At 70.7% G+C, this 25943-nt stretch carries 26 protein-coding genes and 1 pseudogene; 19 read left to right on the top strand and 8 right to left on the bottom strand.

Going from position 1 to position 25943, the window contains the following annotated elements; translation table 11 throughout:
- Positions 1-35 precede the first annotated feature (35 nt).
- Positions 36-608, top strand: a complete 573-nt coding sequence (locus ABD211_RS19570) for a PadR family transcriptional regulator (protein WP_344133722.1) — start codon at positions 36-38, stop codon at positions 606-608.
- A pseudogene (locus tag ABD211_RS19565) lies at positions 605-1307 on the top strand (nucleotidyltransferase domain-containing protein). The gene ABD211_RS19570 and the pseudogene ABD211_RS19565 overlap by 4 nt, the downstream one beginning before the upstream one ends.
- Here the strand turns inward: ABD211_RS19565 and ABD211_RS19560 are convergent.
- Complete coding sequence (locus ABD211_RS19560; protein ID WP_344133719.1) at positions 1297-2862, bottom strand: methyl-accepting chemotaxis protein; 1566 nt, start codon at positions 2860-2862, stop codon at positions 1297-1299. The pseudogene ABD211_RS19565 and the gene ABD211_RS19560 overlap by 11 nt on opposite strands.
- A gap of 143 nt (positions 2863-3005) precedes the next feature.
- Between ABD211_RS19560 and ABD211_RS19555 the strand changes: the two genes are divergently transcribed.
- The 6 genes from ABD211_RS19555 (at position 3006) to ABD211_RS19530 (ending at position 7896) form a co-directional block, all read left to right on the top strand.
- The gene (locus ABD211_RS19555) at positions 3006-3773 is read left to right on the top strand and encodes a nucleotidyltransferase domain-containing protein (RefSeq protein WP_344133717.1); all 768 of its coding nucleotides are present in this window, start codon (positions 3006-3008) and stop codon (positions 3771-3773) included.
- 106 nt (positions 3774-3879) lie between these two features.
- A complete protein-coding gene (locus tag ABD211_RS19550; RefSeq protein ID WP_344133714.1) occupies positions 3880-4350 on the top strand; it encodes a hypothetical protein in 471 nt (156 codons plus the stop codon).
- A 132-nt stretch (positions 4351-4482) separates the two neighbouring features.
- Positions 4483-4905 carry a GNAT family N-acetyltransferase gene (locus ABD211_RS19545; RefSeq protein ID WP_344133711.1) on the top strand — a complete coding sequence of 141 codons (423 nt, stop codon included), beginning with the start codon at positions 4483-4485 and terminating at the stop codon, positions 4903-4905.
- A gap of 72 nt (positions 4906-4977) precedes the next feature.
- Entirely contained in the window at positions 4978-6189 is a 1212-nt protein-coding gene (locus ABD211_RS19540) for an MFS transporter (RefSeq protein WP_344133709.1), read from the top strand.
- Positions 6190-6283: 94 nt separating this feature from the next.
- Positions 6284-6643, top strand: a complete 360-nt coding sequence (locus tag ABD211_RS19535; RefSeq protein ID WP_344133706.1) for a YciI family protein — start codon at positions 6284-6286, stop codon at positions 6641-6643.
- A complete protein-coding gene (locus tag ABD211_RS19530; protein ID WP_344133703.1) occupies positions 6640-7896 on the top strand; it encodes an RNA polymerase sigma factor in 1257 nt (418 codons plus the stop codon). Before ABD211_RS19535 ends, ABD211_RS19530 begins: the two co-directional genes overlap by 4 nt.
- On the opposite strand, the gene ABD211_RS19525 is transcribed toward ABD211_RS19530, so the two are convergent.
- Entirely contained in the window at positions 7879-8232 is a 354-nt protein-coding gene (locus ABD211_RS19525) for a VOC family protein (protein WP_344133700.1), read from the bottom strand. The genes ABD211_RS19530 and ABD211_RS19525 overlap by 18 nt on opposite strands.
- A gap of 72 nt (positions 8233-8304) precedes the next feature.
- On the opposite strand from ABD211_RS19525, the gene ABD211_RS19520 reads away from it, so the two are divergent.
- On the top strand, positions 8305-9681 hold the full coding sequence (locus ABD211_RS19520) for a hypothetical protein (protein WP_344133697.1): 1377 nt from the start codon (positions 8305-8307) through the stop codon (positions 9679-9681).
- On the opposite strand, the gene ABD211_RS19515 is transcribed toward ABD211_RS19520, so the two are convergent.
- Positions 9668-10357, bottom strand: coding sequence for a rhomboid family intramembrane serine protease (locus ABD211_RS19515; RefSeq protein WP_344133694.1), 690 nt, complete (start codon positions 10355-10357; stop codon positions 9668-9670). The genes ABD211_RS19520 and ABD211_RS19515 overlap by 14 nt on opposite strands.
- 117 nt (positions 10358-10474) lie before the next feature.
- Here ABD211_RS19515 and ABD211_RS19510 point away from each other — a divergent pair, with 117 nt between their 5' ends.
- Genes ABD211_RS19510 through ABD211_RS19500 form a run of 3 tightly spaced genes read left to right on the top strand, consistent with a single transcriptional unit; the run spans position 10475 to position 12658 of the window.
- Positions 10475-11194: a hypothetical protein gene (locus tag ABD211_RS19510; RefSeq protein WP_344133692.1), complete on the top strand. Its 720-nt coding sequence runs from the start codon at positions 10475-10477 to the stop codon at positions 11192-11194.
- Between the two features lie 31 nt (positions 11195-11225).
- On the top strand, positions 11226-11963 hold the full coding sequence (locus ABD211_RS19505) for a hypothetical protein (protein ID WP_344133690.1): 738 nt from the start codon (positions 11226-11228) through the stop codon (positions 11961-11963).
- Positions 11960-12658, top strand: a complete 699-nt coding sequence (locus tag ABD211_RS19500; RefSeq protein WP_344133688.1) for a PH domain-containing protein — start codon at positions 11960-11962, stop codon at positions 12656-12658. The genes ABD211_RS19505 and ABD211_RS19500 overlap by 4 nt, the downstream gene beginning before the upstream one ends.
- 51 nt (positions 12659-12709) lie before the next feature.
- On the opposite strand, the gene ABD211_RS19495 is transcribed toward ABD211_RS19500, so the two are convergent.
- On the bottom strand, positions 12710-13465 hold the full coding sequence (locus ABD211_RS19495; RefSeq protein ID WP_344133686.1) for a hypothetical protein: 756 nt from the start codon (positions 13463-13465) through the stop codon (positions 12710-12712).
- A 438-nt stretch (positions 13466-13903) separates the two neighbouring features.
- On the opposite strand from ABD211_RS19495, the gene ABD211_RS19490 reads away from it, so the two are divergent.
- The 5 genes from ABD211_RS19490 (at position 13904) to ABD211_RS19470 (ending at position 19435) form a co-directional block, all read left to right on the top strand.
- The gene (locus tag ABD211_RS19490) at positions 13904-14041 is read left to right on the top strand and encodes a hypothetical protein (RefSeq protein WP_344133683.1); all 138 of its coding nucleotides are present in this window, start codon (positions 13904-13906) and stop codon (positions 14039-14041) included.
- A gap of 627 nt (positions 14042-14668) precedes the next feature.
- The gene (locus tag ABD211_RS19485; RefSeq protein WP_344133680.1) at positions 14669-17692 is read left to right on the top strand and encodes a LamG domain-containing protein; all 3024 of its coding nucleotides are present in this window, start codon (positions 14669-14671) and stop codon (positions 17690-17692) included.
- A complete protein-coding gene (locus ABD211_RS19480; protein WP_344133677.1) occupies positions 17662-18369 on the top strand; it encodes a hypothetical protein in 708 nt (235 codons plus the stop codon). The genes ABD211_RS19485 and ABD211_RS19480 overlap by 31 nt, the downstream gene beginning before the upstream one ends.
- Positions 18321-19058, top strand: a complete 738-nt coding sequence (locus ABD211_RS19475) for a hypothetical protein (protein ID WP_344133674.1) — start codon at positions 18321-18323, stop codon at positions 19056-19058. The genes ABD211_RS19480 and ABD211_RS19475 overlap by 49 nt, the downstream gene beginning before the upstream one ends.
- An 83-nt stretch (positions 19059-19141) precedes the next feature.
- On the top strand, positions 19142-19435 hold the full coding sequence (locus ABD211_RS19470; protein WP_344133671.1) for a hypothetical protein: 294 nt from the start codon (positions 19142-19144) through the stop codon (positions 19433-19435).
- Positions 19436-19581: 146 nt separating this feature from the next.
- Here ABD211_RS19470 and ABD211_RS19465 read toward each other — a convergent pair whose 3' ends face one another.
- Both ABD211_RS19465 and ABD211_RS19460 read right to left on the bottom strand, forming a co-directional pair.
- Entirely contained in the window at positions 19582-20499 is a 918-nt protein-coding gene (locus tag ABD211_RS19465) for an ADP-ribosylglycohydrolase family protein (RefSeq protein WP_344133668.1), read from the bottom strand.
- A 35-nt stretch (positions 20500-20534) separates the two neighbouring features.
- Entirely contained in the window at positions 20535-21821 is a 1287-nt protein-coding gene (locus ABD211_RS19460; RefSeq protein ID WP_344133665.1) for a glycoside hydrolase family 28 protein, read from the bottom strand.
- Between the two features lie 123 nt (positions 21822-21944).
- On the opposite strand from ABD211_RS19460, the gene htpG reads away from it, so the two are divergent.
- Positions 21945-23795 (top strand): molecular chaperone HtpG, encoded by a 1851-nt coding sequence (gene htpG / locus ABD211_RS19455; RefSeq protein WP_344133662.1) that lies wholly within the window; start codon positions 21945-21947, stop codon positions 23793-23795.
- Positions 23796-23819: 24 nt separating this feature from the next.
- Here the strand turns inward: htpG and ABD211_RS19450 are convergent, their stop codons facing one another.
- The gene (locus tag ABD211_RS19450; protein WP_344133659.1) at positions 23820-24164 is read right to left on the bottom strand and encodes an STAS domain-containing protein; all 345 of its coding nucleotides are present in this window, start codon (positions 24162-24164) and stop codon (positions 23820-23822) included.
- A gap of 105 nt (positions 24165-24269) precedes the next feature.
- Between ABD211_RS19450 and ABD211_RS19445 the strand changes: the two genes are divergently transcribed.
- On the top strand, positions 24270-24668 hold the full coding sequence (locus tag ABD211_RS19445; RefSeq protein WP_344133656.1) for an ATP-binding protein: 399 nt from the start codon (positions 24270-24272) through the stop codon (positions 24666-24668).
- Here ABD211_RS19445 and ABD211_RS19440 read toward each other — a convergent pair.
- Positions 24646-25815: a PP2C family protein-serine/threonine phosphatase gene (locus tag ABD211_RS19440; RefSeq protein WP_344133653.1), complete on the bottom strand. Its 1170-nt coding sequence runs from the start codon at positions 25813-25815 to the stop codon at positions 24646-24648. The genes ABD211_RS19445 and ABD211_RS19440 overlap by 23 nt on opposite strands.
- Positions 25816-25943 lie beyond the last annotated feature (128 nt).

The following is a 25943-nucleotide window of genomic DNA, read 5'->3' as shown; positions in this document are numbered from 1 at the left end:
ACTATGGTCGGGTCAAGGCCTTTAGGATCGTGACCATGTCGGAACCGCGACGATCCGTGCTGGCCCTAGCCGTGCTGTCGATGCTCACCGAGGAGCCGATGCACGCGTACCGGATGCAGCAGCTGATCAAGGAGCGGCACAAGGACGACGTCGTCAACGTCAGCCAGCGCACGAGCCTCTACCAGACGATCCAGCGCCTGGCCCGCGACGGCCTCGTCGAGGTCGAGTCCACCGAGCGCGCCGAGAACCGCCCCGAGCGCACCACCTACCGGATCACGGGCGCCGGCCGCGACACGCTGCGAGCGTGGCTGTTCGCCATGCTGTCCACCCCGGCGGCGGAGTTCCCCGAGTTCCCGGCCGCCCTGTCGTTCCTGCCCAACCTCGCGCCGGCCCGGGCCATCGAAGCGCTGACGGTGCGCGCCGACCGGCTCGCCGAGCGGATCACCGCCCTGGGCGAGGAGATGACGCAGGTCAGCTCGTTCGTGCCCCGGCTGTTCCTCATCGAGACCGAGTACCAGCAGCGGGTCCTCGAGGCCGAGCTCGCCTACGTCCGGGGCATCCTCGACGACCTGCGCGCGGGCCACCTCGCCTGGCCGGACAACCTGTGACGTGGCGCCCGGGGGATGATCCCCACGACCTGGTGCGCGCGCACACGGCGTACTCCTGTGTGGTGGGTTCGCGGGCCTACGGCCTGGACGGGCCCGACTCGGACATCGACCGGCGCGGGGTCTTCGTCGTCCCGACGCCCGCGTTCTGGGGCCTCGACGACCCGCCGACCCACCTCGACGGGCCCGCCGAGGAGCAGTTCTCCTGGGAGCTGCGCCGCTTCTGCGAGCTCGCGCTCACGGCAAACCCGACCGTGCTCGAATGCCTGTGGTCACCGCTCGTCGAACACGTCACCGACACCGGCCGCGAGCTGCTCGCCCTGCGTGGCGCGTTCCTGTCCACGCGCCTGGCAAAAACCTACGGGGAGTACGCCCGGGAGCAGCTCAACCGCCTCGACGCCGCCCGGGCGCGCACCGGGGAGATCCGCTGGAAGCAGGCCATGCACATGCTGCGGCTGCTGATGNGCCCCCCCCCCCGGCGACGTGCTCGTCGACGTGTCGGCGCACCGCGACCGGCTGCTCGCTGTGCGCGCCGGCGCGCTTGGGTGGGACGACGTCGCCGCGTGGGCCGCGGAGCTGCGCGCCGACCTCGACGCGGCGGCCCGCGCGACGGCGCTGCCGGCGGAGCCCGACCGGGCCGCGGTGGCGGACTTCCTGGTCCGCACCCGACGCGCCGGCGCGGCCGACGATCTCAGGCGGTGAAGCGGCCGGCCAGCTGCCGCAGCTCCACGGCGGTCTGGGCCAGGTGCCGGGCGGCCCGCAGCGAGTCGGCGGCGTCGGTGGAGGTCTGTTCGCTCGCCGCCGCGATCGTGGTGATCGTCTCGCCGATCGCGGTGCTCTGGCCGACGGCGGCGGCCATGGTCTGGCTCAGGTGACCCGTCGTCGCGCTCTGCTGCGCCACGGTCGAGGCGATCATGGTCTGGAACTCGCTGATCTGCCCGATGACGGCTGTGATCTCACCGATCGCGCCGGCCGCGTTCGCGGCCCCGGCCTGGATGGTGGCCACCTGCCGGGTGATGTCCTGGGTGGCCCGCCCCGTCTCCTGGGCGAGATCCTTGACCTCGCTGGCGACGACCGCGAACCCCTTGCCGGCCTCGCCGGCGCGGGCGGCCTCGATGGTCGCGTTGAGCGCGAGCAGGTTCGTCTGATCGGCGATGCGGCTGATGAGGCGCACGACGTCGCCGATCTCCGCCGAGGCGGTGCCGAGCTGTTCCATGATCGTGTCGGTGGTCGCCGCGATGGCGACGGCGCCGGTCGCGACCTGCGCCGCGTCGGTGGTGTTGCGCGCGATCTCGTTGATGGAGACGCCGATCTCGGCGTTGCCGTTCGCCGCGTCGGTGACGCTCGCGCCCACCGTGCGCGTGGTCGCGGCAGCCTCGACGGCCCGTTCGAAGGTGCGCCCCGCCGAACCCGCGATGCGCTCGGAGGCGTGCGCGGCCTGCTGCGCGGTGGCGGCGACGAGGTCCGCGGAGGCGGTGAGCTCGGCGACCGTCTCGCGCATGGTGCCGATCGCGGTGTCCAGGAGCCCGGCCATCGTGCCGATCTCGTCCCGGGACGTCACCTCGGCGGTGCGGGTCAGGTCGCCCTTCGCGAGGCCGCCCAGCACGCCGGAGACGCGGCGCAGCGGCCGGACGACACTCGCCGTGACGAGCGCGCCCAACGTCACCAGCAGGATCGTCGAGAGCGTCCAGACCGCGATGCCGACCGTGCGGGCCTGCCGCTGCTCGGCCCGCACGGACGCGTCGACCTCGCTGCCGTAGCGGTCCAGCGCGTCGCTGACCGCGGGCAGCTGGGTCTCCACCGCGGCGAAGGCGGCGTTGAAGTCGTTCAGCGACGCGCCGTCGCGGGCCTGCGCCGCGTTGTCGAGCGTCTGCTGGGCGATGCGGAGGTAGTCGTCGACCACCGGCCGGACGGCGGTCGCGGCGGCCGAGACGCTCGTCGGGACGTCCGCGCCGCTCAGTTCGGCGAGGTGGCTACGCATGATCTCGGTGTGCGCGGCCAGGTCGGCCGCGATCTCGCCGCTGCCGGTGCCGGCGACCACCGCGCGCAGGATGTCGCCGCGGATCGCGTCGTGGGCCATGTCGGCCTCGAGCGCGGTGCGCGTCAGGGCGGCGGAGCGGACCAGCTCCGCCGCGCGGTCGGCCGCGGCCGTCTGCGAGCTGATGTTGACGACGAGGCCCACGCCCACCCCGACCACGCCGGTGGTGACGAGGATCGCGAGCTTGGTCCGCACCCGTACGTTGCTCAGCCAGGTCATCCGCAGTACCGCTCCGTCCGGGTCGCCGTGTGGTCAAGGCTCCTGATCGGGCATCCTGCGCGAATCTTGAGAAAAAAGATCTCATGACCGATCCGGCTGGTGGGACACTTCGTCGTCCGTAGCCGACCCCCGGGAGACCCTCGATGACAACCGTCGATCTTGACACCGCCCTGCCGGCGTGGCTCGGCGAGGTCGCCGCCTCCCAGCCGTACCCGCTGATCTTCGCCACGGTGTCGGGCGCCCACCTCTACGGGTTCGCGTCCGTCGACTCGGACGTGGACCTGCGCGGCGTGCACTCCCTGCCGGCCGCCGAGGTGGTCGGGCTGCGCCCCGGGCCGGAGACGCTGCAGCACATGGGCGACCGGGACGGGGTCGAGCTCGACCTCGTGACCCACGACCTGGCCAAGTTCTGCCGCCTGCTGCTGCGCCCCAACGGGTACGTGGCCGAGCAGCTGCTCTCGCCGCTCGTGGTCGCCACCGGCGACGTGCACCGGGAGCTGGTCGCGCTCGCCCCGGCGTGCCTGACCAGCCGGCACGCGCACCACTACCGCGGCTTCGCCGCCACCCAGTGGCGCCTGTACGGGCAGACCGGCCAGCTCAAGCCCGCCCTGTACACGCTGCGCGTCCTGCTCACCGGCATCCACCTGATGCGGACCGGCGAGGTGGTCGCGGACCTCGACGCCCTGTGGCCCGACCACGACCTGCCCTACGTCGCGGACCTCATCGCCGCCAAACGCCTCGGCGAGCACGCGGCGCTCGGCGACATCGTCGCGGCCGACCGCCTGGCGACCGACGTGACCCGCCTGAACGAGACGCTCGACGCCGCCGCCGCGGCCAGCTCGCTGCCGGAGGCGCCGACGGCCGGCGACGCCCTGCACGACCTGCTCGTCCGGGTCCGCCTGGAGGGCTGAGCGCGCGGTCCACACCTTGGGATCCCGCCGGTGCATCGATAAGAGCAAGATGATCTTCTGGGGCGCGGGGTCGCGGCTTGGGCGGGGAATGTGGTGAGGTGCCCCCGTGGGTGTTCTGTATGACTACTTCCGCGCGTCGGACGACGCGACCGTGGTCGACCTGCTGGCCGCCAACGGCGACTGGTACGGGGCCACACATGCCGACGGATCGGCCGTCGACGTCGTCGAAGCCAAGTCGCTGGACCCGGACGTGGTCGTCGGCAAGGTCGTGGCCCACATCCGCGACGTGCCGTGGAGTCCCGGGACCATGGGCACCGGGCTCGTCGAGCCTGCGGAGGACGAGGGACCGTGGGTGGTGCGGATCGCTGACGAGGCCCGCGACACGCTGGCCGACCTGCCGGACGACAGGTTCCGCGAGCTCGCGGCATGGTGGGCGACGATCGAGGAGTTCGCGAGGTGGTCCCGGCTCGACGACGAGGACGTGGAGATGCTGCGGGAGAAGCTCGCCGAACTGGTCGGGCTCGCCCGTCGCGCCCGCGCCGCGGACGACCGCCTCTACTGCTGGATATGCGTCTGAGCTGGGCGCGACTTGGCACCCGTGGGCGGCGACATCGGACCTGCTGCGACGTTTGGCGCCATAGCGTTGGTATACGGGCCGGGATTCCAGTGCTATGGCGCCATAGCACCGGGATCGTGTAACGGTGACCTCATGCGCGAGGAGTACGAGGTGCGGGGCGAGGTGCCCGGCGTGGGGGAGTACCGGCGGTTGCGGGAGGCGGCCGGGCTCAGCCCGAAGGGCGTCGAAGCGGCCGAGAAAGGGCTGCCGAACACGTGGTGCGGCGTCACCGTCCGGCGGGGCGGTGAGGCCGTCGGGATGGGGCGGATCGTCGGGGACGGCGGGTGTTTCTTCCAGGTCGTGGACATCTGCGTGCTGCCGGAGCACCAGGGCAGGGGCCTCGGTAAGCTGATCATGCGGGCGCTGCTCGACGAGTACGACCGGCGGGCGCCGGCCTCGGCGTACCTGTCGCTGATCGCCGACGGCGACGCCCAGCATCTCTACCGGCAGTTCGGCTTCGTCGACACCGCGCCCGCGTCGGTCGGGATGTTTCGACAGGTGAAGAAAATCTCCTAGGAGCAGCTGACCGGGTCCACGTAGGGTGTCCGGACGCCCTGTCAGCCCCTGGTCCGGACCGTGGAGGCCCGTTTGTCCGTCTCGCTCGGTTCGTGGCGCGCGCCTGTCGTGCTGGCGTACGTCGCCTTCGTCTTTGTGGGGATCAACGCCGGGGTCGGCACCGTGCTGCTACCCGCGCAGATCGACGACTACCACGTCGACATGGCGACCATCGGCCTGACCTTCTTCACGTTCTCGGCCGGCTTCTTCCTGGCCGGGGCCACCAGCGGCGCGCTGATGCACCGGTTCGGCACCCGGCTGACCCTGGTCGCCGCCGGCGGCGTGTTCGTCGTGGCGGCGCTGGCCGCCGCGGCCCGGCCGCTCTTCTGGGTGTACGTGGCGATGCAGATCCTGGCCGGCTACGCGATCGGCGTGCTGGAGACCGTGCTCAACGCCTACCTGGCGACCCTGCCGGCGGCCACCACCCTGATCAACCGCCTGCACGGGTTCTTCGGCGTGGGCGCGCTGGTCGGCCCGCCGTTCGCCGCGTGGGTCCTGCACGACCTCGGCCGGCAGTGGACGATGGTCTGGCTGCTGCTGGCGTTGGCCGGCGTCGCGCTCACCGTCGCGTTCCTGCTCGTCTACCCCCGCACCAACGGGGCCGCGGGCACGACGACGACGGGCAGGCAGCGCCTGCTCGGCCCCGTCCTGCGCTCGCCGGCCGTCCTGCTGGCCGCCAGCTTCCTCGGCGTGTACGTGGGCCTCGAACTCGGCGTGGGCAACTGGGGCTTCACCTACGCGGTCGGCGAGCACGCGGTCGGCGACCTGGCCGCCGGTTGGATCATCAGCGGGTACTGGCTGGGCCTCACCGTCGGCCGCTTCGTGATCAGCCCGCTGGCGACCCGGCTGGGCTGGACCTCGGCCCGGATGATGTTCGCCTGCCTGTTCGGCGTGATCATCTCCTCGCTCCTCGTGTGGGTCGCCCCCGTCGCGGCCGCGGCCGGCATCGGTTTCGTCGCGTTGGGCTTCTTCCTCGGCCCGCTGTTCCCGACCGCCATCGCCGTGATGCCCGAGGTGACCGAGGAGCGCCTCGTCCCGACCGCGATCGGCATCCTCAACGGCATGTCCCTGGTCGGCGGCGCCGCGCTGCCCTGGGTGGCGGGCGCCATCGCCCAGGGCGTCGGCCTGTGGACCCTCATGCCGTACGCCCTCGCCCTCGGCGTCGTGCAACTCGTGATCTGGTGGCTGCTGGTCGCCCGGATGCGCGAGCCCGTGCCGCAGGCCGTGGTGACCGCGCGAGAATAGATCTCCGGGGCGATGTCGAGGATCGCCGGGCGGCTCCGTCTGGGTGGTGTGACCGCGCCACCGGGGTGCGGCGGAGCCCGGAGAGGGGCCAACGATGAAGTACCTGCTGTTGATCTACGGCAACCAGGAGAAGTGGGCCTCGATCCCGCCGGAGACGTTCTCGGCGGAGGTCGCCAAGCAGGACGCCTTCAACCGGAAGTACAAGGAGACCGGCGAGCTGCTCGGCGCCTACGGCCTGTCGGACGCCGTCGCGGCCCGGCAGGTGACCCGCGTCGCCGGTGCCCCGGCCATCACCGACGGCCCGTACCTGGAGACCAAGGAGTACATCGCGAGTTTCTACCTGCTCGACGTCGCGAGCGACGAGCGGGCCCTGGAGATCGCCGCGGACATTCCCTGGGCCGACAAGGACCCCGTCGAGCTGTGGCCGATCCTGCACGAGGCGCCCGAAGCGTGACCACCGACCGGCGCGTCGAGGACCTGCTGCGCGAGCTGGCGCCGCAGGTCCTCGGCGCGCTGATCCGCCGCTACGGCGCCTTCGACGCGTGCGAGGACGCCGTCCAGGACGCCCTGCTGCGCGCGGCCACCCACTGGCCCGCCGGCGGCGTGCCCGACAACCCGCGCGGCTGGCTCGTCACCGTCGCCCAGAACCGGGCCCTCGACGAGTTCCGGGCCGCCGCCGCGCGCCGACGCCGCGAGGTGGCCCGGTTCGTGGCGACCCCGCAGGCCGAGCTGCTGGGCCGGCCCGCCGACGCCGATCACGACGCGGACCGCGACGACTCGCTGCGCCTGTTGTTCGCGTGCTGCCACCCGGACCTGTCCGCACCGAGCCAGATCGCCCTGACCCTGCGGGCGCTGGGCGGCCTCACGACCGCCCAGATCGCGGCCGCGTTCCTGGTCCCCGAGGCGACGATGGCGCAGCGCATCAGCCGCGCAAAACAGACCATAAAATCCGCGGGTACGCCGCTGGCGATGCCGTCCGCGGCCGACCGTCCCGCGCGCCTGCGCGCCGTACTCCACGTGTTGTATCTGATTTTCAACGAGGGCTATGTGACCTCCGGGGGGCCGGAGCTGACCGCCACGCACCTGTCGGACGAGGCGATCCGGCTGGCCCGGTGGCTGCGCCGGCTGCTGCCCGACGACCCGGAGGTGGCCGGCCTGCTCGCGCTCATGCTGCTCACCGACGCCCGCCGGCCGGCCCGCGTCGGCGCCGACGGGGCGCTCGTACCGCTCGCCGACCAGGACCGGACACTGTGGAGCGCCCCGCTCATCGAGGAGGGCGTCGGCCTCGTCACGCGGGCGCTGACCCAGGGCGGGCCGGGGCCGTACCAGCTGCAGGCCGCCATCGCGGCCGTGCACGACGAGGCGCCCGACATGGCGGCCACCGACTGGCCGCAGATCCTGGGCCTGTACGACCTGCTCGACCGCGTCGACCCCGGCCCGGCCGTGACCCTCAACCGGGCGGTAGCGGTCGGCATGGTGCACGGCCCGGAAGCGGGCCTCGCCGCGCTGGCGCCGCTCGAGTCCGACGCGCGGATGGCCAGCCACCACCGGCTGCTCGCGGCGCGCGGGCACATGCGCGAGCTGGCCGGGCTGCTCGACGCGGCGCTCACCGACTACCGGGAGGCGGCCGCGCGGGCCACCAGCCTGCCCGAACGTCAGCATCTCGCGGCGCGGGCGGCGAAGCTGCTGTCACCCCCGCCGGGATGACAGGACGCAGAACTCGTTGCCCTCCGGGTCGGTCAGCACCACCCACGGCTGTTCGCCCTGGCCGATGTCGGCCCGCGTCGCGCCGAGCGCGCTGAGCCGCTCGACCTCCGCGTCCCGGTCGTCCGGGCGCAGGTCGATGTGCAGGCGGTTCGGGCCGGTCTTCGGCTCGGTCGTGGCCACGAACAGGAGCCCGGGCATGCGGTCCTCGGCCGGGCGGATCTCGTACCACCGGGGGTCGTCGTCGATGACCACCCAGCCGAGCGCCTCCCGCCACCACGACCCGAGGGCCGTCGTGTCGTGCGCCTTCACGATGATCTGCTCCCACTCCAGGCTCATGGGCCGAGCGTATCTGCCGAGGTCCGTGGGGCCGCGCTTGCCTCAACGGCGCGTAGCCGTCAGGGTACGGGGGTGGTGCCAGCCGAACTCGGTGCGTTGTCCCCGGCGGAGCAGCGGCTGTGGGATGCCTTCCCGCACGGGGCGGAGGTGGCGCTCACCCCGGATGACCCGCGCGCCGTGCGCGCCCAGGTGATCCGGGCGCTGCTGCTGGGCGCGCACCCGGCCGAGCCGGGGCATCGGGCGGCGCTGCGACTGCGGGGCGCGGACGTGGCGGGTCGGCTCGACCTGTACCAGGCTGACGTAGCGTCCGCCGTCGAACTCATCGACTGCACCTTCGACGACGCGCCCCACCTCTCGTTCGCCACCCTGCGCGGCTGCTCCTTCGAGGGCAGCACCCTACCGGGCCTGGACGCGTTCGGCGCGAGCGTCGAGGGCAACCTCAGCTTCTTCAAGGCCACCGTCACGGGCGCCGTCGTGATCTACGGCGTGCACGTCAGCGGTGACCTTGACTTCGACTGGGCCCGGCTGACGGCCTCCTCGCTGCCGCCGGAGACCTACGGCGACCGGACGGTCGCGGTGCTCGGCGACGCGGTCCAGGTGGGCCGGCACCTCTACCTGCAGTCCACGGCCGTCACGGGCAACGTCGAGCTGGCCGGCGCCCGGGTCGGCGGCGCCATCATCGGCAGGGAAGGGCTGCGGGTCGACGGGGAGCTGTGCCTGCGCGGGGCCGAGGTGACCGGCGAGGTCAACCTGACCGGCGCGAGCCTGAGCAACCCCGGTGGCGTTTCGCTGGACGCCTGGGGCCTGCGGGCCGGACAGCTGTTCCTGCTGCCCGAGCGCGTCGACGGCACGGTGGACCTGCGCCACGCCCGGGTCGGGGTGCTGCGCGACGACCCGCGACGCTGGCCGTCCGTCCTCCACCTTGACGGCGTCACGTACACGGCACTCGAACCGGCCGGCGCCGCCCGGGACCGGCTGCCGTGGCTGGACCGGGATCCGGACGGTTTCCGGCCGCAGCCGTACGAGCGGCTCGCGGCGTTCTACCGGCATATCGGGTACGACGCCGAGGCGCGCACGGTGCTGTTGGCCAAGCAACGCCGCCGCCGCCGGCAGCTCGCCCCGTCCGCCGTGGTGTGGGGCCTGCTGCAGGACGGCCTGGTCGGGTACGGCTACCGCCCCGGGCGGGCGGCGATGTGGCTGCTCACGCTCGCCGCCATCGGCACCACGGTGTTCAACTGGTACCCGCCGCAGCGCGGGCCGGGCGCCGCCGCCTTCCACCCGCTGCTCTACACCCTGGATCTGCTCATTCCCATCGTCAGTCTCGGGCAGGAGAGCGCGTTCGGGTTGGCCGGGCAGGCGCGGTGGCTGGCCTACGTGCTCACGGCGATGGGGTGGATCCTGTTCACCGCCGTCGCGGCGGCGCTGACGCGCACCGTCAACCGTTCCTGACCGGCAACGCGGTGCCGTCGGCGCGGCGCCCAGCCACCGGCCGGTCCGGCCGCAGGAACGCGAGCGCGAAGAGCGCGCCCGCGAGCAGCCCCCAGCCGTGGCCGTCCCGGAAGACCGCGAGGACCACGGCCGCGGCGACGGATATCGACGAGATGACCATGAACGGCTTGTCGATCCGCGGTGACGGCGCGGAACCGGCCCCGTGGCGCAGCACGTACGCGTGGATCGCGCCCATCGCCCCGAAGATGGCCGTCGACGACCCGCCACCGTTGTCGGGGAACAACGTGACGTTGACGATCTGGTACACCACACCGGGGCCGAGGTAGACGAGCCACAGCCCGTTGCCGTAGAGCCGCTCGGCCACCGGCAGGAAGATCAGCGCCAGGAACCCGTTGAGGACGACCTGCGTCACCCCGTGGGGCTGCACGAAAAGCGGCGCGACCAGCCGCCACACCTCGCCGTCGAGCAGGCCGTCGGGGTCGCGGCGCAACGCGTCCAGCAGTCCGGGACTGGCGAACTGCAGACCGGTGACGACCGCGGTGACAGCGATGATCGTCGCGCTGACCCACGGCCACCGGCGACCGACCGCGGGGACCCGCAGGTGGTAGAGGTAGGACGTGATGACGAGGCTGGTGAGCACGACGACCGCGTTGCCGGCCACCCAGATCCCGCTCACCCGTGCTCCTCTGCCGTCAACGGTCTCACCCTTGGTAGCACGCCGGCGCTCGTCCCGGTTGAGCGCATCTTCCGCGGTCGCGCCCGGGCGTGGGGCGGCGTCCCTTACGTTGGGATCGTGTTGTCGCCGACCGCCATCCGCTGGGCCGCCGTGCCGCTGGGCCTGCTCGCCTTCGGCCTGCGCGTCCTGGCCGAGACGTGGTGGAGTGAGGTGGCCTTCCGGTCCTTCGACCGCTCGTACTACCTGCTGGCGACGCTCAGCGGGCTGCTGGCCGCGGGCGCGGTCCCGTTCGGCATCCTCCTGGTCCTCACGCGCGGGGACCGGCGGCCGGCCGCGTTCGAGCGACGCCCGGGCCGCCTCGTGGCACCCACCTCGCCCGTCTTCGCGAGCGGCATGGCGATCATGATCATGTACCTGTCGGCGGGCCTCGTGAACCACGGCACCGTGGGCCGCGGCGACGACCGCCGGGTCGTCGTCGACCTCGACCACTGGACCACGGTCGCGGTGGGCGTCTGCTGGCTCTTCGCGGTCGGTTTCCTGCTGCTGCGCCGGCCCGTGGCGGTCCTCGACGCGCACGGCGTCACCGTCAAGCGGCTGTGGACCGTCAACGTGCTGGCGTGGCACGACCTCCTGCCGGGCGGCCCGGCGTCGCCGACCAGGCGGCGGCCGGCGAGCCTGCGGGTGTACCGCAACGCGGCGCCAGTCCCGGGGCCGTATCTGCCCAGTGTGGACATCCCGGTGAGCCTGCTGCACATCGACGCGGCGTACCTCGCCGACACCATCCGCTACCACGTCGACCACCCGGACGAGCGCGCCACGATCGCCGACCCGGGCTGACCGCGTGGCCCGTGTCCTCTACCCTGCGGTCATGACCGCCACCGCGATCCGCTGGGCCGCCATCCCCTTCGGGCTTCTCGCGTGCGGGCTCCGGATCGCTCTGAGCTATCTGCCTTTCGGAGAGGCCTTCGACTTCCTCGTCGCGATCCGGTCGGTCGACTTCTACACCGTGCGCGCCGCGCAAGGGGTGATTGCCGGGTCACTGGTCGTGGCGGGCCTCTGCTATGGCCTTCCGGTCGCCCTGTACCTCCTGGCGACGCGCGTCCTGCGACGACCGGCGCGGTTGGTCCCGCGGGGCCACCGCCTTGTCGCCGTCGCGTCCCCGCACACCCCGGGTACGCAGGTGATCATGCTGATGTTCTTCGGCGGCGGCGCTCTGGTTCCTGAGCTGCTCGCGGAGTCCTGGTTGTTCGTGCTGGCGGCCTTCCCATTCTTCCTGGGCATCGTCGCCTTCCTCGCCTGGCCGGGGCCGTCAGTGGAACTCGACGCCAACGGGATCACCGTCCGGCAGTGGTTGCAGGTGACCCACCTGCGGTGGACGTACCTCATGGTGGACGGGCCGCTGCCGGCGACGGTGCGCCGGCGCGGCGACCTGCGGATCTACCAGTGGACGGCGTACGGCCCCCGCGCTGTGCACCTTCCGTTCAACCTGCTCTACGTCGACCCCGTCCACCTTGGCCGTACGATTCACCACTACATCGCTGAACCCGGGGCCCGAGCCTCCATCGCGGCCGGTCCGACCCCGGCTGTCGTGCCGGTCCCGGCGTGACGTCCCCGACGGCCTTCCGCTGGGCCGCTTTCGGGCTCGGCCTGCTCGCCTTCGCCCTGCGGGCGGCGGAGAAGATGCTGCCGCTCCGGCCGACGTACACGACAGCGCCGGTCGGGATCGTGGGCTACGTCGTCATCGTCGGACTCATCGTGGTGGGCATCCCGTTCGGCGTGTTCGCGCTGCTCGCACGCCGGGCTCGGCGCGCGGCGGGGTTCGTCCGCCGGGACGGGCGGCTCGTCGTCGAGGCGTCGCCGGTCGCGGCCGGGACCCAGGCGGTGCTGCTGATGAGCCTCGCGGGCGGATTCGCGCCGTCACCGATGGGATCCCGCGGTATCCCGGCCAACCTGCTGCTGGTGGCTACGTTGCCTATGGGCATCTTCGTGGGGGCGGCGATCGCCATTCTGTTGGTCCGCCGTCCCGAGGTGGAACTCGACCCCGAGGGCCTGACCATCCGCCGGCTGCGGCGGGAGACCCGCCTCGGGTGGGACGACCTGCTGCCCGGTGGCCCGCTGCCACCGACCAGGCGGTGGCCCCGTCAGCTCCGCCTCCACCTCAACGCCCCCGGCCCGTTCGACGACATGCTGTCCAGCGAGGACGTACCGGTCGGCTGGCTGCACATCGACGCGACGTCGCTGGCCGACACGATCCGCCACTACGTCGACCACCCTGAGCTTCGCCCCACACTCGCTCGCTGACCGCGGCGTAGCGGCCGGGGCGCCCGGTCGGGCCGGGCGCCCCGGTTGGGCTCAGCAGCGGCCGAGTCGCTCCGTGAGCCGCTTGATGACCTCGTTGAGGGCGGCCTGCTGGGACCGGAGGTTGGCGACGGCGGACCGCGCGTCGTTCAGGTCCTCGCCGATCTCGAGGTAGTCCTTCGCGGCGGCGTCGCGGGCGGCGCGCGTCGTGCGCTCCTGAGACATCGCGGCGGCGAGCTCTGTGCCGAACTCCAGGAGTGTATTGGGGCGGAACCCGACTACGGGCCGGGTAATGGTGACGCCCCGCTTGATCTCTACCTCGATCTCCATGTCGACGCCGTTGGCGGTGGCGTAGGCGGTGAAGAAGAAGTCGACGTTGGCCTCGGCCCGTTCCCAGGCGTCCAATGCGGCAGCGGAGGCAATGCGGGCATTGCGCTCGGCGTTCAGGGCGTTGCCGAGCCAGATGTTGGCCGCGTTGAGCTGCTTGTTGACGAGGTCGAGCGCCGCTTTCGTCTCGGCCAGGTCCTGTCTGGCCGATTCACAGGTGTCGCTGCCCGGGGTGCCGCCGCCCTTGCCGCCGTCAGGATCGTGCTCGCCGCCCGGCTCGGTCGGCGTGTGGCTGGTCTTCGGCGGCGTCCACTGCCAACGGTTGCAGTAGTGGTGCACGGTTGTCTCGAAGCCGTGGCTGACCTGCTCGGTCCGCTCGTCGATGCAGACGAGGTCATCGAGGGCCATTGCGCTGGAGGCCGGCAACAGTGCGGAGACGAGCAGGACCGCGCTCGCACCGATCAATACATGACGAATTTTCATTTCGTCATCATGGAGGCTCCTCACAACAGCGCCCGCGCGTGCATTGATCTTGACACTTGGCAGGTGGGGCGGCGGGTGGGCGCCCGCAGCGGCGTGGCTGCGGTCACCTTGACGATGTGACCAGTTGGCGACAGCGATTCCTCGGCCGTTGGGCCTGCTCGCCTTCGACCTGCGCGTCCTGGCCGAGACATGGTGGAGGGAGGTGGCCTTCCTGTCCTTCGACTGCTCGTACTACCTGCTGGCGACGCTCAGCGGGCTGCTGGCCGCGGGCGCGGTGGCCGTCCGTGGAACTGGACGCCGGGGGCATCAGCATCCGGCAATGGGGATCCGCCTACGATGGATGGACCTGGTGGTGGGCGGCCCACTCCCGGCCAAGGTCCGCCGGTCGACGGCCTGCGCGTATTCCAGGTGTTGCCGACCGGTCGCCACCCGACGAATGTGGACGCTCCCTTCGGCCTGCTGCACGTGGACCCGACGTACCTGGGCCGCACACTCCCCCGGTACATCCGCGATCCGGCGGCCCGCGCCGACATCGCCGCCGTTCGCGCCGCTACTGCCGTGACGGTCCCGGCGTGATGTCCCAGGCGGTCCTTCGCAGGGCCGCGTTCGTCCTCGGGCTACTCGCCCTCGCCCGCGTCGCTGCTGGGGCCCGATGGCATCCCGACGGGCCAGTTCCTGGTGGTGGCGTTGCCGATCGGTGTATCGCCGTGGCCGTAGCGGGGACCATTCCGCTGATCCGCCGCCCGAGGTGGAACTCTGCCCGCGCGGCCTCACCATCGTCCGTCTGCCAAGGAAGACCGTGGACCACCCCGAACCTCGTCGCTCGCTCGTGGCTTGACGCGGCCGCGGGACGTCAAGTCCGCCTCAAGGTGCTGTACGAGCTCGAAATATTACTGTGCGTGATTGATTGATCATTACTCTCCGTATCTGTCGGAGCGTTGTTCAGCGTGGACAGCTTGTTACGGAGCGTGGGTGTTGCCCTTCTGACCAGCGAATATTAAGGTTCCCCCCAGTTTTGAAGGCACGGGGGGAAATGCATGTTGCGCCGTCTGTTAGTAGCCGGCCTGGCCGGTCTGTTACTGCCAGTAGTCTCGATTGATGGAGGGCGGGCGGCCATGGCGGCCCCACCCGCTTGCCCGGAGATCGCGCCCGACCTTTCCGCGGCTCTGGCGGCGGCGAACCGCTGCGGCGGAGCCGTGGAAGTTGGCGCTAATCGTACTGAAAACGGGCACCTTCAAGGTAAACCCTGATGGGTCGGGCACCGTTGAGGAGTACGCGTACCCGCAGCGGGTCCGTCGTGCGGACGGCACCTGGTCCGCGTTGGACTCGACCCTGGTGGCGAACCCCGACGGCTCCCTCGCCCCGCGCGCGTCGACTGTGGACACACGGCTGTCCGGTGGCGGCACCGGCGCGCTGGTGACCGGGCACCGTGATGGCCAGACCATCTCGCTGTCCTGGCCGGGCAACCTGCCCAAGCCGACCGTGGCCGGCTCGTCCGCGACCTACGCGGAGGTGCTGCCTGGCGTCGACCTGGTGGTGACGGCTCAGGACACGGGCTTCAGCGAGGTCCTCGTGGTCAAGGACCGCGCCGCCGCGGGCAACCCGAAGCTGCGCAAGCTGGCGTTCGGCTCGTCGCTCGACGGCCTGCGCTGGCGGACCTCGGCCGGGCACCTTCAGGCCGTTGACGACACAGGCAAGGTCAAGCTTGCCGCGACCGCGCCGCGGATGTGGGACGCGTCGGCGGGCAACGCGGCCGCCGGTGGTCGCGCGCGGGGTACGGTGGCTGGGCCGGCCGACGGCGCGCGCACCGCGCCGATCGAGGTTACTGCCGAGGACGGGCAGGTCACACTCGCGCCCGACGCGGACATGCTGGCCGACCCGTCGGTGCAGTTCCCGCTGTACCTCGATCCGACCATCGCGTACTCAGCCTGGACGATGATCAACAGCCAGTACACCGACCAGTCGTACTGGAGTTACGACAAGACCGACTGCCCGCCGCCGTTCAGCGGCGAGTGCGCCAAGGTCGGCCAGGTCTACGGCATGTCGATGGACTACCGGTCGATGTTCCAATTCTCCACCTCGGGCTTCAAGGGCAAGGGGATCGAAGGGGCCAAGTTCACGATCGACCTGCTGTACTCGGCGTACAGCGCGGCGAGCGAGACCCGGCTGTACCAGGTGAACACCACCATCAGCTCCTCGACCGACTGGGCCAACAACGCGTCGAAGTGGGCGTCGTCGGCAACCGACGCGGTGAGCAATTCGGCGCACCCGGCCGCCCGCAAGCTGACGGAGTTCGACGGATCGCTGATCTCTCAGCTGCAGACCATCGCCAACGGTTCCGCGACCACGACCACGTGGGGCCTGCGGGCCGCGAGCGAGTCGAGCGACTCGGGCTGGAAGAAGTTCGACGCGAAGACGGCCAAGCTCATCGTCACCGTCAACTCCGCCCCGGCGGCGCCGACCACCCTGACGGTGGACGGCAAGGGATGCGTCAAGGGCGCCACCCGGCCATTCGTGGCCACCGCGACCCCGGCGCTGCGGGCCAAGGTCACCGATCCCGACGGCGACTCGATGAGCGTCACCTTCACCTGGGCGAAGGGCAACGCCGCCGGGACCACCTTCACGGACACGGCGAGCAAGGTGAACACGCCGGTGACCAACGGCGGCACCGCGGTGGTGACCACTGGCACCCTGGTCACCGACGGGATCTACGCGTTCCGCGCGCAGGCCAACGACGATCCGTCGGTTGTCAACGGAGTGAAGACCGGCCCGTCGTCCACGGTGCACGGTTGCGAGTTCCAGGTCGACCTGGTTGATCCTGTCGCGCCCACCGTCGTCTCCGACGTATACAAGGCCGCCGGTTGCCCCGAGGACGGCTGCGGCGCGGTCGGCCAGACCGGTCGCTTCACCATCTCGAGCTCGGCGGACGTGAAGTCGTTCAAGTGGGGCTTCACCACCTCGATGACGTCGGTCGCGACGCCGGCAGCGCTCGGCGGCAGTGTCACGATCGAGTGGACACCGACCTCGGGCGGCCCGAAGACCCTGTACACGCAGGCGGTCGACCGCGCTGGTCGGATCAAGAACGGCACCTACCAGTTCTACGTCGCGGGTCCGTCGCCGGCGAAGGCGCGGTGGCTGCTCAACGACGCGACCGAGCAGGCAGACGAAGCGGGCAACCCGGTCGGTCCGGTGGCCAGGGACGACACCGGCCTGGGCAACACTGCCTCGGTCGACGGCGCCACCCTCGGCGTGCCTGGCCGGATCACTCCCGGCAAGGACGGTCAGCCGCGCACGGCTGCCCGGTTCAGCGGGACGAATGCTGCCATCACCGCCCCGGCAGTCGTGGACACCAGCAAGAGCTACTCGGTGAGCGCGTGGGTGAAGCTGGCCGACACCAGTACCAACCATCTCGTAGCCAACGCCTGGGGCAGTGACCACTCGGCGTTCTACCTCTGGTACACGACCGCAACCAACCGCTGGGTGTTCGAGACGACCAGCAACGACAACGCGACCGGCTACACCTACTCGACGGTGACGTCGGACGCGGTCCCGGTCGTGGGCGCCTGGACGCACCTCACGGGTGTCTACGACTCGGGCACCGACCAGCTCTACCTCTACGGCGTCGCCGCGATCGCTTGCTCGATTATCCCACCATTGCAGGTCGCGGCTCCGTTCCTGGGCGCAGCGTCGACAGTCCTTGGTGCCATCGACACATATAAGTCGTGCAGCGAGGGTGAAGGTATTGACTGCGGATTGGGTGTCGTGGGCCTGATCCCCGGTGGACGTGCCTTGAAGGCCCTAGGCGATGGCCTGACGAATCTTAAGGTCACCAGGGGTCTGCGTAATGAGGCCAGGAATGGCCTGAAAACCTGGCAGAATCAGGTGGCGAACGGTATTACGGAGGGTCGACGTGGTAAAGCCTTTGTCATGAAGACCCTCAACCGGGCTGAAGCGACCTACAGCGACGCCTTGCGGAACCCGAGCCACTGGTCCGACTCGCATAAGGGCTGGAACTTCCTCGGCAACGCCCTGGGCGCGGAGGGCATTTTCAATGAGTTCTGCGGATGGTGCGGTGAGAGCCGTCAGTCCGATGCCGGGTTGGCGCCGATGTGGGGCAAAGACTGGGGGAAACAGAAGAGCAAGAGCCCGAGCCGGTCATCGTCGGCAGGTAGTTCTTCGTCCTACAGTTCGCCATCGTGGCAAGCCAAGCTGAGTCGGATGATATGAGCGAGGACGCTACCACCGGACGGCCGCTTCGGGACGTTGGCCGGCTCGCCGTGATCGTGACAGCCCGTCCGGTGGCGGCGTATCTGAACTCGGCACAAGTTCGAAAGCACGGCAAGGGCCGCCCCGCCGCGGGTAACCGCGCGGGGCGGCCGACCCGGGAGGGTCGGCCGTCCCTGCCGATCCACCGGTTCAGCGCCGCGGGCATCCGCGAGGATGCTCGCGAACGCCCGACGACGGTGACCGATGCCGCCTCGTGCGTGGGTGACCGTATCCTCGCGTGGGTCGTGTTGTTCCTGTTATCGCTACCGGCCTATATAGTGGCGGCCGTCCTGCGGAGCATCATCGGGTACTGGTTGGATACCCTGCTGCTGTCGATCATGGTGACGGCGCTCTGCGTTGGCTTGTTCAGTAGTGCCTCGGTCCTGGTCTGCGTCGGCAGGTTCACGCTTATCAGACTCATCGGTTGGCGTGGATTCGCGGCTGACGAATTCGAGCTGCGGATGCGACCGCGCCGGAATGGGGCGTACGTGCGCGGGGACGGTTCCCGGTCGCGGCTGCCGGAAGAAACCAACGGGTTCGTGCGATGGCTGTGCACGCCATCGCATACCGACGTCATTTTCCCGCTGTTGTGGACATTGATGATGGCCCCCGTAATTATCACGGGGATTCCGCGCTGACCAGATGGATCGTGGATCCCGTGTGTTCATCGTGGCCACTGCGGGATGTCGGCCGGCTGGCTGTGATCGTGATGTCGCGTCCGTTGGCGGCGTTCCTCAGCTCGGGCCAGGGCAAGGGCGATCCCAACGGTGCAGCCAACCCGCGTGACCGCAGGAGACGCGCTGCACAGGCGAATCAGCGGTCTCGTCGGACCCATGCGTTCACCGCCGCGGGCCTCCGGCAGGAGGCCCGCGAGCGGCCCGCGACGGTCGAAGACGCCGGTGGCAGCGTGGTCGACCGGTTCTTCGCCTGGCTCGGGTTGTTCCTGCTGGCCCTTCCCCTCTACATCGTTGTGGCCACTGTGCGAAACATGCTTGAGTACGCGCTCGACGTGGTGTTCCTGCCGCTCATGATCGCGGCGCTGTGTCTCATGCTGTTCAGCAGCGCTTCGTTCCTGGTCTGCGTCGCGAGGTTCACCCTGATCAAACTCGTCGGTTGGCGGGGGTTCCCCGCACATGAGTTCGACCTGCGGATGCGCCCCAGGAGGAACGGGGCCTACGTACGAGGGGACGGGTCGCGACAGCGGCTGCCGGAAGAAACCAACGGATTCGTCCGTTGGCTCTGTACGCCGTCGCACACTGACGTCATCTTCCCGCTGCTGTGGACCTTGATGATCGCCCCTGTGATCATCGCAGACATTCCACGCTAACCGCCGGTGAACCGCCCAGGTTCACCGGCGAAGGCATCCGGGAGTATGTCCGGGTGCGTCCAGCGGCGATTGAAGAAGCCGTGATGAGCACGTTGATCCCGTTTCTCGCCTGGCTCGGGCTCTTCGCGTTCTCGCTGGCGATGTATATGGCCATCGCGATCTGCCTGGCGCGGCTTTCCGGCGGACGAGCAAGACGTGCGGATGCGGCTGCGCAAAAGCGGGCGTACGTGCAGGTGGCGGCGCGTGGTTGCCGAAGGAAACCAGCCGGTTTATCCGGTGATTATGCGCGCCTTCACAGGTGGACGTGGTTTTCCGTTGGTGTGAACATTGATGATGGCGCCATTGATTACCTCGGGAATCCCGCGCTGACTAAATAGATCATGGTGGTCCAAGCTGGGACGGGATGAGGTCCTCAGTTCGGGGCGGCCGGCAACCGTGGCAGCGCGATGGCGGTGTCGTCGACCGGTTCTTCGCCTGGAATCGGGCATGCGTAAAAGGGCTGGGCGTCGGCATCCCACGCTGGTCAGGCCGTGACGCCCATCCAGGCCGGCAGCGGCTCGCGGGCGGCGAGCCAGTCCGCGGGGATGCCGGCGCGGCCGGTGTGGCCGGCGACGATGCCGCCGACGATCGCGGCCGTGGTGTCGGCGTCGCCGCCCGCGCTGACGCACGCGCGGACCGCCGCCGGGTAGTCGTCGAGGTGGCGGGCCGCGACCCAGACCGTGAAGGGCACCGTGTCCTGGGCGGTGACCCGCGAACCGTTGCCCAGGTCGTACGCGGCCTCGGCGGTGGAGGCGCGCAGCATGGCGCGGGCGCGCGTCAGGCCCCGCCGCACGGAACCCGCCGGCACGTCGACGAGGACGCGGCCGAGGAACCCGCCGGCCGCCGGCCGCGAGCCCGCCACCCGCGCCGCCGTGGCCAGCGAAGCCGCGACCGCCACGGCGACCGCGCCCGCGATCCCCTCCGGGTGAGCGTGCGTGACCTCGGCCTGGGCGGCCGCCTCGCGGGCGGCGGTGGCGGGGGAGTCGAGGTGGTACGCGCCGAGCGGCGCGACCCGCATCGCCGCCCCGTTGCCGCACGAGCCCTGCCCGCCGAACGCCTCCGCGGCGACGGTCGACCACGGTTCGCCCTGGCGGATGCGGCGCAGGGTGGTGAAGGCGCCCACCCCGTACCCCCGGTTGGGTTCGCAGCGGTCGGCGAAGGCGCGGGCCAGCTCGTCGCGGTCAACACGACCGGACACCGTGAGCGCCCAGGCGACCGAGCAGGCCATCTCCGTGTCGTCCGTCCACTCCCACACCGGGGGCGGGACGACGCCGGCCATCAGGTCCGCGACGCGGCGGCCGACCATGAAGTACTGCGCGCCGAGCGCGTCGCCCACGGACAGGCCGGCCAGGCTGTCCGCGACGTAGCCGAGTCGGGTGTGTTCGGTCAGGACCACTCGCATGTCGCGACCGATCCTCGCCTACCGGGGACGGCGAATCAACCGAGTAGCCGACCGTTGACCGTCACCCGGTCCAGGCGCAGGTCGGTGACCTCGTGGGCAACGGCGGGGGAGAGCGCCGAGTCGATCACGATGTCCGTGAGCGTCACCGTGCCGATCGGGCCGCGCGGGTAGCCGGCCAGCCGCCACGGCGCGTCGGTCGAGGCCACCCGCCAGCCGCTCAGGTGGATCCCGTCGACCTCCGGCAGGAACGGACCCGCGTCGCCCTCCTCGTACGCGAAGTCGATCTCGAGGACCTGGTTGCCGACGCGGCCGACCGTCACGTCGGTCACGTGCACGTCCCGGATGAACCCGCCGCGCACCGAGTTGGTCTTGAAGCGTGCGCACGTCCACAGGTTCGGGCTGTCCATCCGCAGGTGCGCCGCGTACACGTGCTCGACGCCGCCGCTCATCTCGCTGCCGATGGTCACCCCGCCGTGCCCGTTCGCGAACGTGCAGTTGGAGATCACGATGTTGCGGCATGCGACCGCGAGGCGCCGGCCGTCGGAGTTGCGACCCGCCTTGATGGCGATGCAGTCGTCGCCCGTGTCGAAGTCGCAGTCGGTGATGACCACGCCGTCGCAGGACTCCGGGTTGCAGCCGTCGTTGTTGTGCCCGTGCGAGCGGGCGGTCACGCCGGTCACCGTGACGTTGCGGCACAGCACCGGGTGGATCTGCCAGAACGGCGAGTTGGTGAGGGTCACCCCCTCGATCAGGACATTTTCACACGAGTACGGCTGAACGAACGACGGCGGCAGGTGGTAACCCTCGCCGAACACCCGCCGCGACGCCGGCACGTCGTCGTCGGCCAGCCGTTCGAGCTGCGCGAAGTCGGCCGGTTCGAGCGGCTTCCACGCCCACCAGTGCGCGTCGTCGGCCTGCCCGTCCAGGGTGCCCGCGCCGGTGAGCGCGATGTCCCGGGCGCCATGGGCGTAGACGAACGGCGAGTAGCCCATCAGCTCGACGCCCTGCCAGCGGGTCGGCACCTCCGGCAGGTACGCCTCCGGCTCGCGCCGGAACCGCACCGTGGCGCCCGCCGACACGTGCAGGTTGACGCCGCTGAGCAGCCGGATCGGGCCGGTCAGGTAGTCGCCCGGCGGCACGACCACGCGCCCGCCGCCCGCCTGGTGGCAGGCCTCGATTGCCTCCCGGAACGCGTCCGTGTGGTCGCGGCCGCCGGAGCCGAAGTCCGTCAGCCGGAAGTCGCGGTCCGGGAAGATCGGCGGGCGCACCATCGCCCGCACCGCCGCCGCGCCGTCGACCGCGCTCGTCTGCTCCGTCGTCACGACACACCACCGTACTAGGAATGCGCTTTCTCGACTGGTGCGGGTGACCCCGAGTACGCCGTGTGACGGCGTACTCCCCGGTTTGTATTCTTTAACGCACGTCGAGAGAGGGGTTTGTGGGAGATGGAGACGCTCGAGTTCCAGGCGGAGGCCCGCCAGCTGCTGCAGCTGGTGATCCACTCGCTGTATTCGAACAAGGACGTCTTCCTGCGGGAACTGATCTCCAACGCGGCCGACGCGTTGGACAAGCTGCGGCTCGCCGCCTTCCAGGACAAGGACCTGGAGGCGGACCTGTCGGACCCACGCATCGAGCTCACGGTCGACAAGGACGCCCGGACGCTCACCGTGCGTGACAACGGTATCGGCATGTCGCGCGACGAGGTCGTCGGCCTGATCGGCACGATCGCCCGGTCCGGGACGGCCGAGCTGCTGGCCAAGCTGCGCGAGACGCAGGACGCGGCCGCCTCCCGGGAGCTGATCGGGCAGTTCGGCGTCGGCTTCTACGCGAGCTTCATGGTCGCCGACAAGGTGACGCTGGTGACCCGGAAGGTCGGCACGACCGAGGGCGTGAGCTGGGAGTCGGACGGCGAGGGCACCTTCACCGTTGACGCCGTCGCCGACGCGCCCGTGGGCACCGCCGTCACGCTGCACCTGAAGGCCGCCGACGCGGAGGACAAGCTCTACGACTACACCGACGAGTGGAAGATCCGCGAGATCGTCAAGCGGTACTCGGACTTCATCCCCTGGCGGATCACCCTGACCGGCGGTGACGGCGAGCCGATCAACTCGATGAAGGCACTCTGGGCCCGGTCCAAGGACGACATCAAGCCCGACGAGTACGCCGAGTTCTACAAGCACGTCAGCCACGACTGGACCGACCCGCTCGAGGTCGTCCACATGCGCGGCGAGGGCACGTTCTCCTACGACGCGCTGCTGTTCATCCCCGAGCGCGCGCCGTTCGACCTGTTCCGCGCGGACGGCAAGCGCGGCGTGCAGCTCTACGTCAAGCGCGTGTTCATCATGGACGACTGCGAGGCGCTCACCCCCGACTACCTGCGCTTCCTGCGCGGCGTCGTGGACGCGGCCGACCTGTCGCTCAACGTGTCCCGCGAGATCCTCCAGCAGGACCGCCAGATCCAGGCGATCCGCAAGCGCCTGGTCCGGCGCGTGCTGCAGACCATCGGCGCCCTGGAGCCGGAGAAGTACCGCACGTTCTGGGAGCAGTTCGGGCGGGTCATCAAGGAGGGCCTGCTGGGCGACTCCGACAACCGCGAGACGATCCTCGGCCTGTCCTCGTTCGCGACCACGCGCGACGCCGCCGAGCTGACGAAGCTCAGCGACTACGTGTCGCGGATGAAGGACGGGCAGACCGACATCTACGTGATGACGGGGGAGTCCCGCACGACGATCGAGAACTCCCCGCACCTGGAGGCCTTCAAGGCCAAGGGGTACGAGGTCCTGCTGCTCACCGACCCCGTGGACGAGGTGTGGGTGGACGTCGTCGGCACGTTCGACGGTCACCCGCTGCGCTCGATCGCCAAGGGCGCGGTCGACCTGTCCTCGGCCGAGGACGCGCCGGAGCGCGAGGAGCAGCGCAAGGACTTCGAGGCGCTGCTCGGGTTCGTCCAGGGTCAGCTGTCCGAGGACGTGAAGGAGGTCCGCCTGTCGACGCGGCTCACCACGTCGCCGGCCTGCCTCGTCACCGACGCCAACGACGTCACCCCCGCTCTCGCCCGGATGTACGCCGCGATGGGCCAGGAACTGCCGCCCACGAAGCGGATCCTGGAGCTGAACGCGGACCACGCGCTGGTCGCCGGCCTGCGCACGGCGCACACCTCGCGTCCGGACGACGCGTCGCTGGCGGAGACGGTCGAGCTCCTCTACGGCACCGCGGTGCTCGCCGAGGGCGGCGAACTGCGCGACCCGGCCCGCTTCGCCCGCCTCCTGGCCGACCGCCTGGAACGCACCCTCTGACGGGTCGTCGGGAGTGAGCGTGGCTCAGGTGGGGCGGACGCCCTCGGTGAGGTAGTCGAGCATGCCGGAGATGCGGAGCACGTCGAGGACCGAGCCGGTCGGGTTGGCGACCCGGAAGCCGACGCCGGCGCGCTCCGCCTGCTGGTAACCGGTGGCGAACTCGCGCAGGCCGGTGGAGTCGAGGAACGTGACGCCGGCGAGGTCGACGGTGACGTCGGATGCGTGGGCGAGCGCCTTACTGATCGCCTCGTTGAGGACCTGGACGTTGGACAGGTCGATGTAGCCCGTCAGCGCCAGGGTGACGCCCTGGCCCGGGGTGGTCGGCCGGGTGTCGACGGTGAGGCCGACGGGCGTTCCGGTGGCGTCCATCGTTGGCGGCTCCCTTCGGGCGTGCTGGTCGATTGTAGGCGTTCCTGACCCGGATGGTCCGAGGAGCGCAGCGGAAACGATCCGGGCGCCGTACATTAGGCATCAATGAACCCCATGGCCTCCGCCCGGCAACTCACGCTGGAGTCACTGTCCGCCCTGCGGGCGCTGGTCAGCGATGCCGCCGGGGGCGCCGGGGTCGACGCCGAGCGGGTCGCTCATTTCGCGGTGGCGGTGGACGAGGCGATGACGAACGCCATCCGGTACGCGGGTGGTGGTCACATCTCCATAAGCGTCGATCCGGGCGAATCCGTCACGGTGGAGGTCGCCGACCACGGTCCGGGCATTCCGCCCGGCACGCCGGTCGAGCTGCCGCCGCCGGAGTCGGTGGGCGGCCGGGGGCTGTGGCTCATGCGGACGCTGTGCGACCGGCTCGACATCGACACCGGCCCGGGTGGCACGACCGCCCGGCTCACGATGCTGGTCAGTCCGCCTCGGCACGGCTGATCGCGAGGACGGCCACGTCGTCGGGCGCCGGGTCGCTGCCGATCATCGCGGCCATGACCTGCGCGCACACGGCCTCGGCCGAGCCGGCAGCGATGACATCGCACAGCCGGTTCACGCTCTCGCCGAGCGGCTGCGAGCGGCGCTCGATGAGCCCGTCGGTGTAGAAGAGCATCAGCTCGCCGGTGCACAGCGGCAGCTCCGTGGACCGGCGCGGCGCGTGCATGCGTACGCCCAGCGGCAGGTCCGGCGCCAGGTCCAGGACCCGCGCCGGTGTGCCCGGCACGGCCAGGATCGGCGGCGGATGGCCGGCCAGGGACAGGCGCAGGGCGCTCAGGTCGGGCTCGATCACGGCGTACACGGCGGTGGCCATGGCACCCGGCTCGAACACACCGATCTTGCGATCGAGCCGGTAGAGCACGTCGGCGGGGTCGTTGGACTCCAGCGCGTACGCCCGCAGCGCGCTGCGGATGCGGCCCATGACGACGGCCGCCCGCAGGCCGTGCCCGGCGACGTCGCCGATGACGACGCCCACGTGGCCGGACGGGAGCGCGAACAGGTCGTACCAGTCGCCGCCGACGCCCTCCCGGGCGCCCGGCACGTACCGGGCGGCGACCTCCAGGCCGGTCATGGCGAGGTGCCGGGCCGGCAGCAGCGAGCGCTGCAGCGCCACGGTCGTGGCCCGGTCGAGCTGCGACAGCCGTGTACGGGTGGCGATCGCGACCCCCTCGGCGGCCACCTGCAGCAGCCTGACCTCGTCCGCGGTGAACCCACGCGGCGTGAGGGAACCGACGTGCAGCACGCCGAGCAGCTGACCCGCCGCGATCATGGGCACCCCGAGGATGGACCGCACGCCCCGCTTGATGAGCAGCGGGTTGAGCACGCTCGACCGGTCGACCGAGGAGAGCTGCACGGGCGCGCGGGTGCTCGCGACCCGGCCGGCGAAGCCCTTGCCGACGGGCAGCCGAACCCCCTGGGCGACCTCCTCCTCGAGGCCGATCGAGGCGGTGGCGACGAGCTCCAGCCCGTACGGGTCGAGCAGGAGGACGGTGACCGTGTCGACGCGCAGCTCGTCGCGGATGCGGCCGAGCAGGCCAAGCACGACCTCCTCCACGTCGAGGTCGTGCGCCAGGTCGTCGGAGGTCGTCACACGGGAATCCTAGACACCGTTGCATGTGAGTGCTCATAAGCGCTCGTCATGCTGCCGTACCTTGCGGTGCGGCGGTCCCGGTCTTGCCTGCCGGATGGGCGGTGCCGGGTTCACGCTTCTTCGCCACC

Source organism: Luedemannella flava (assembly GCF_039528515.1).
Taxonomy (GTDB): domain Bacteria; phylum Actinomycetota; class Actinomycetes; order Mycobacteriales; family Micromonosporaceae; genus Luedemannella; species Luedemannella flava.
This window is presented reverse-complemented; position numbering and strand designations above follow the sequence as displayed.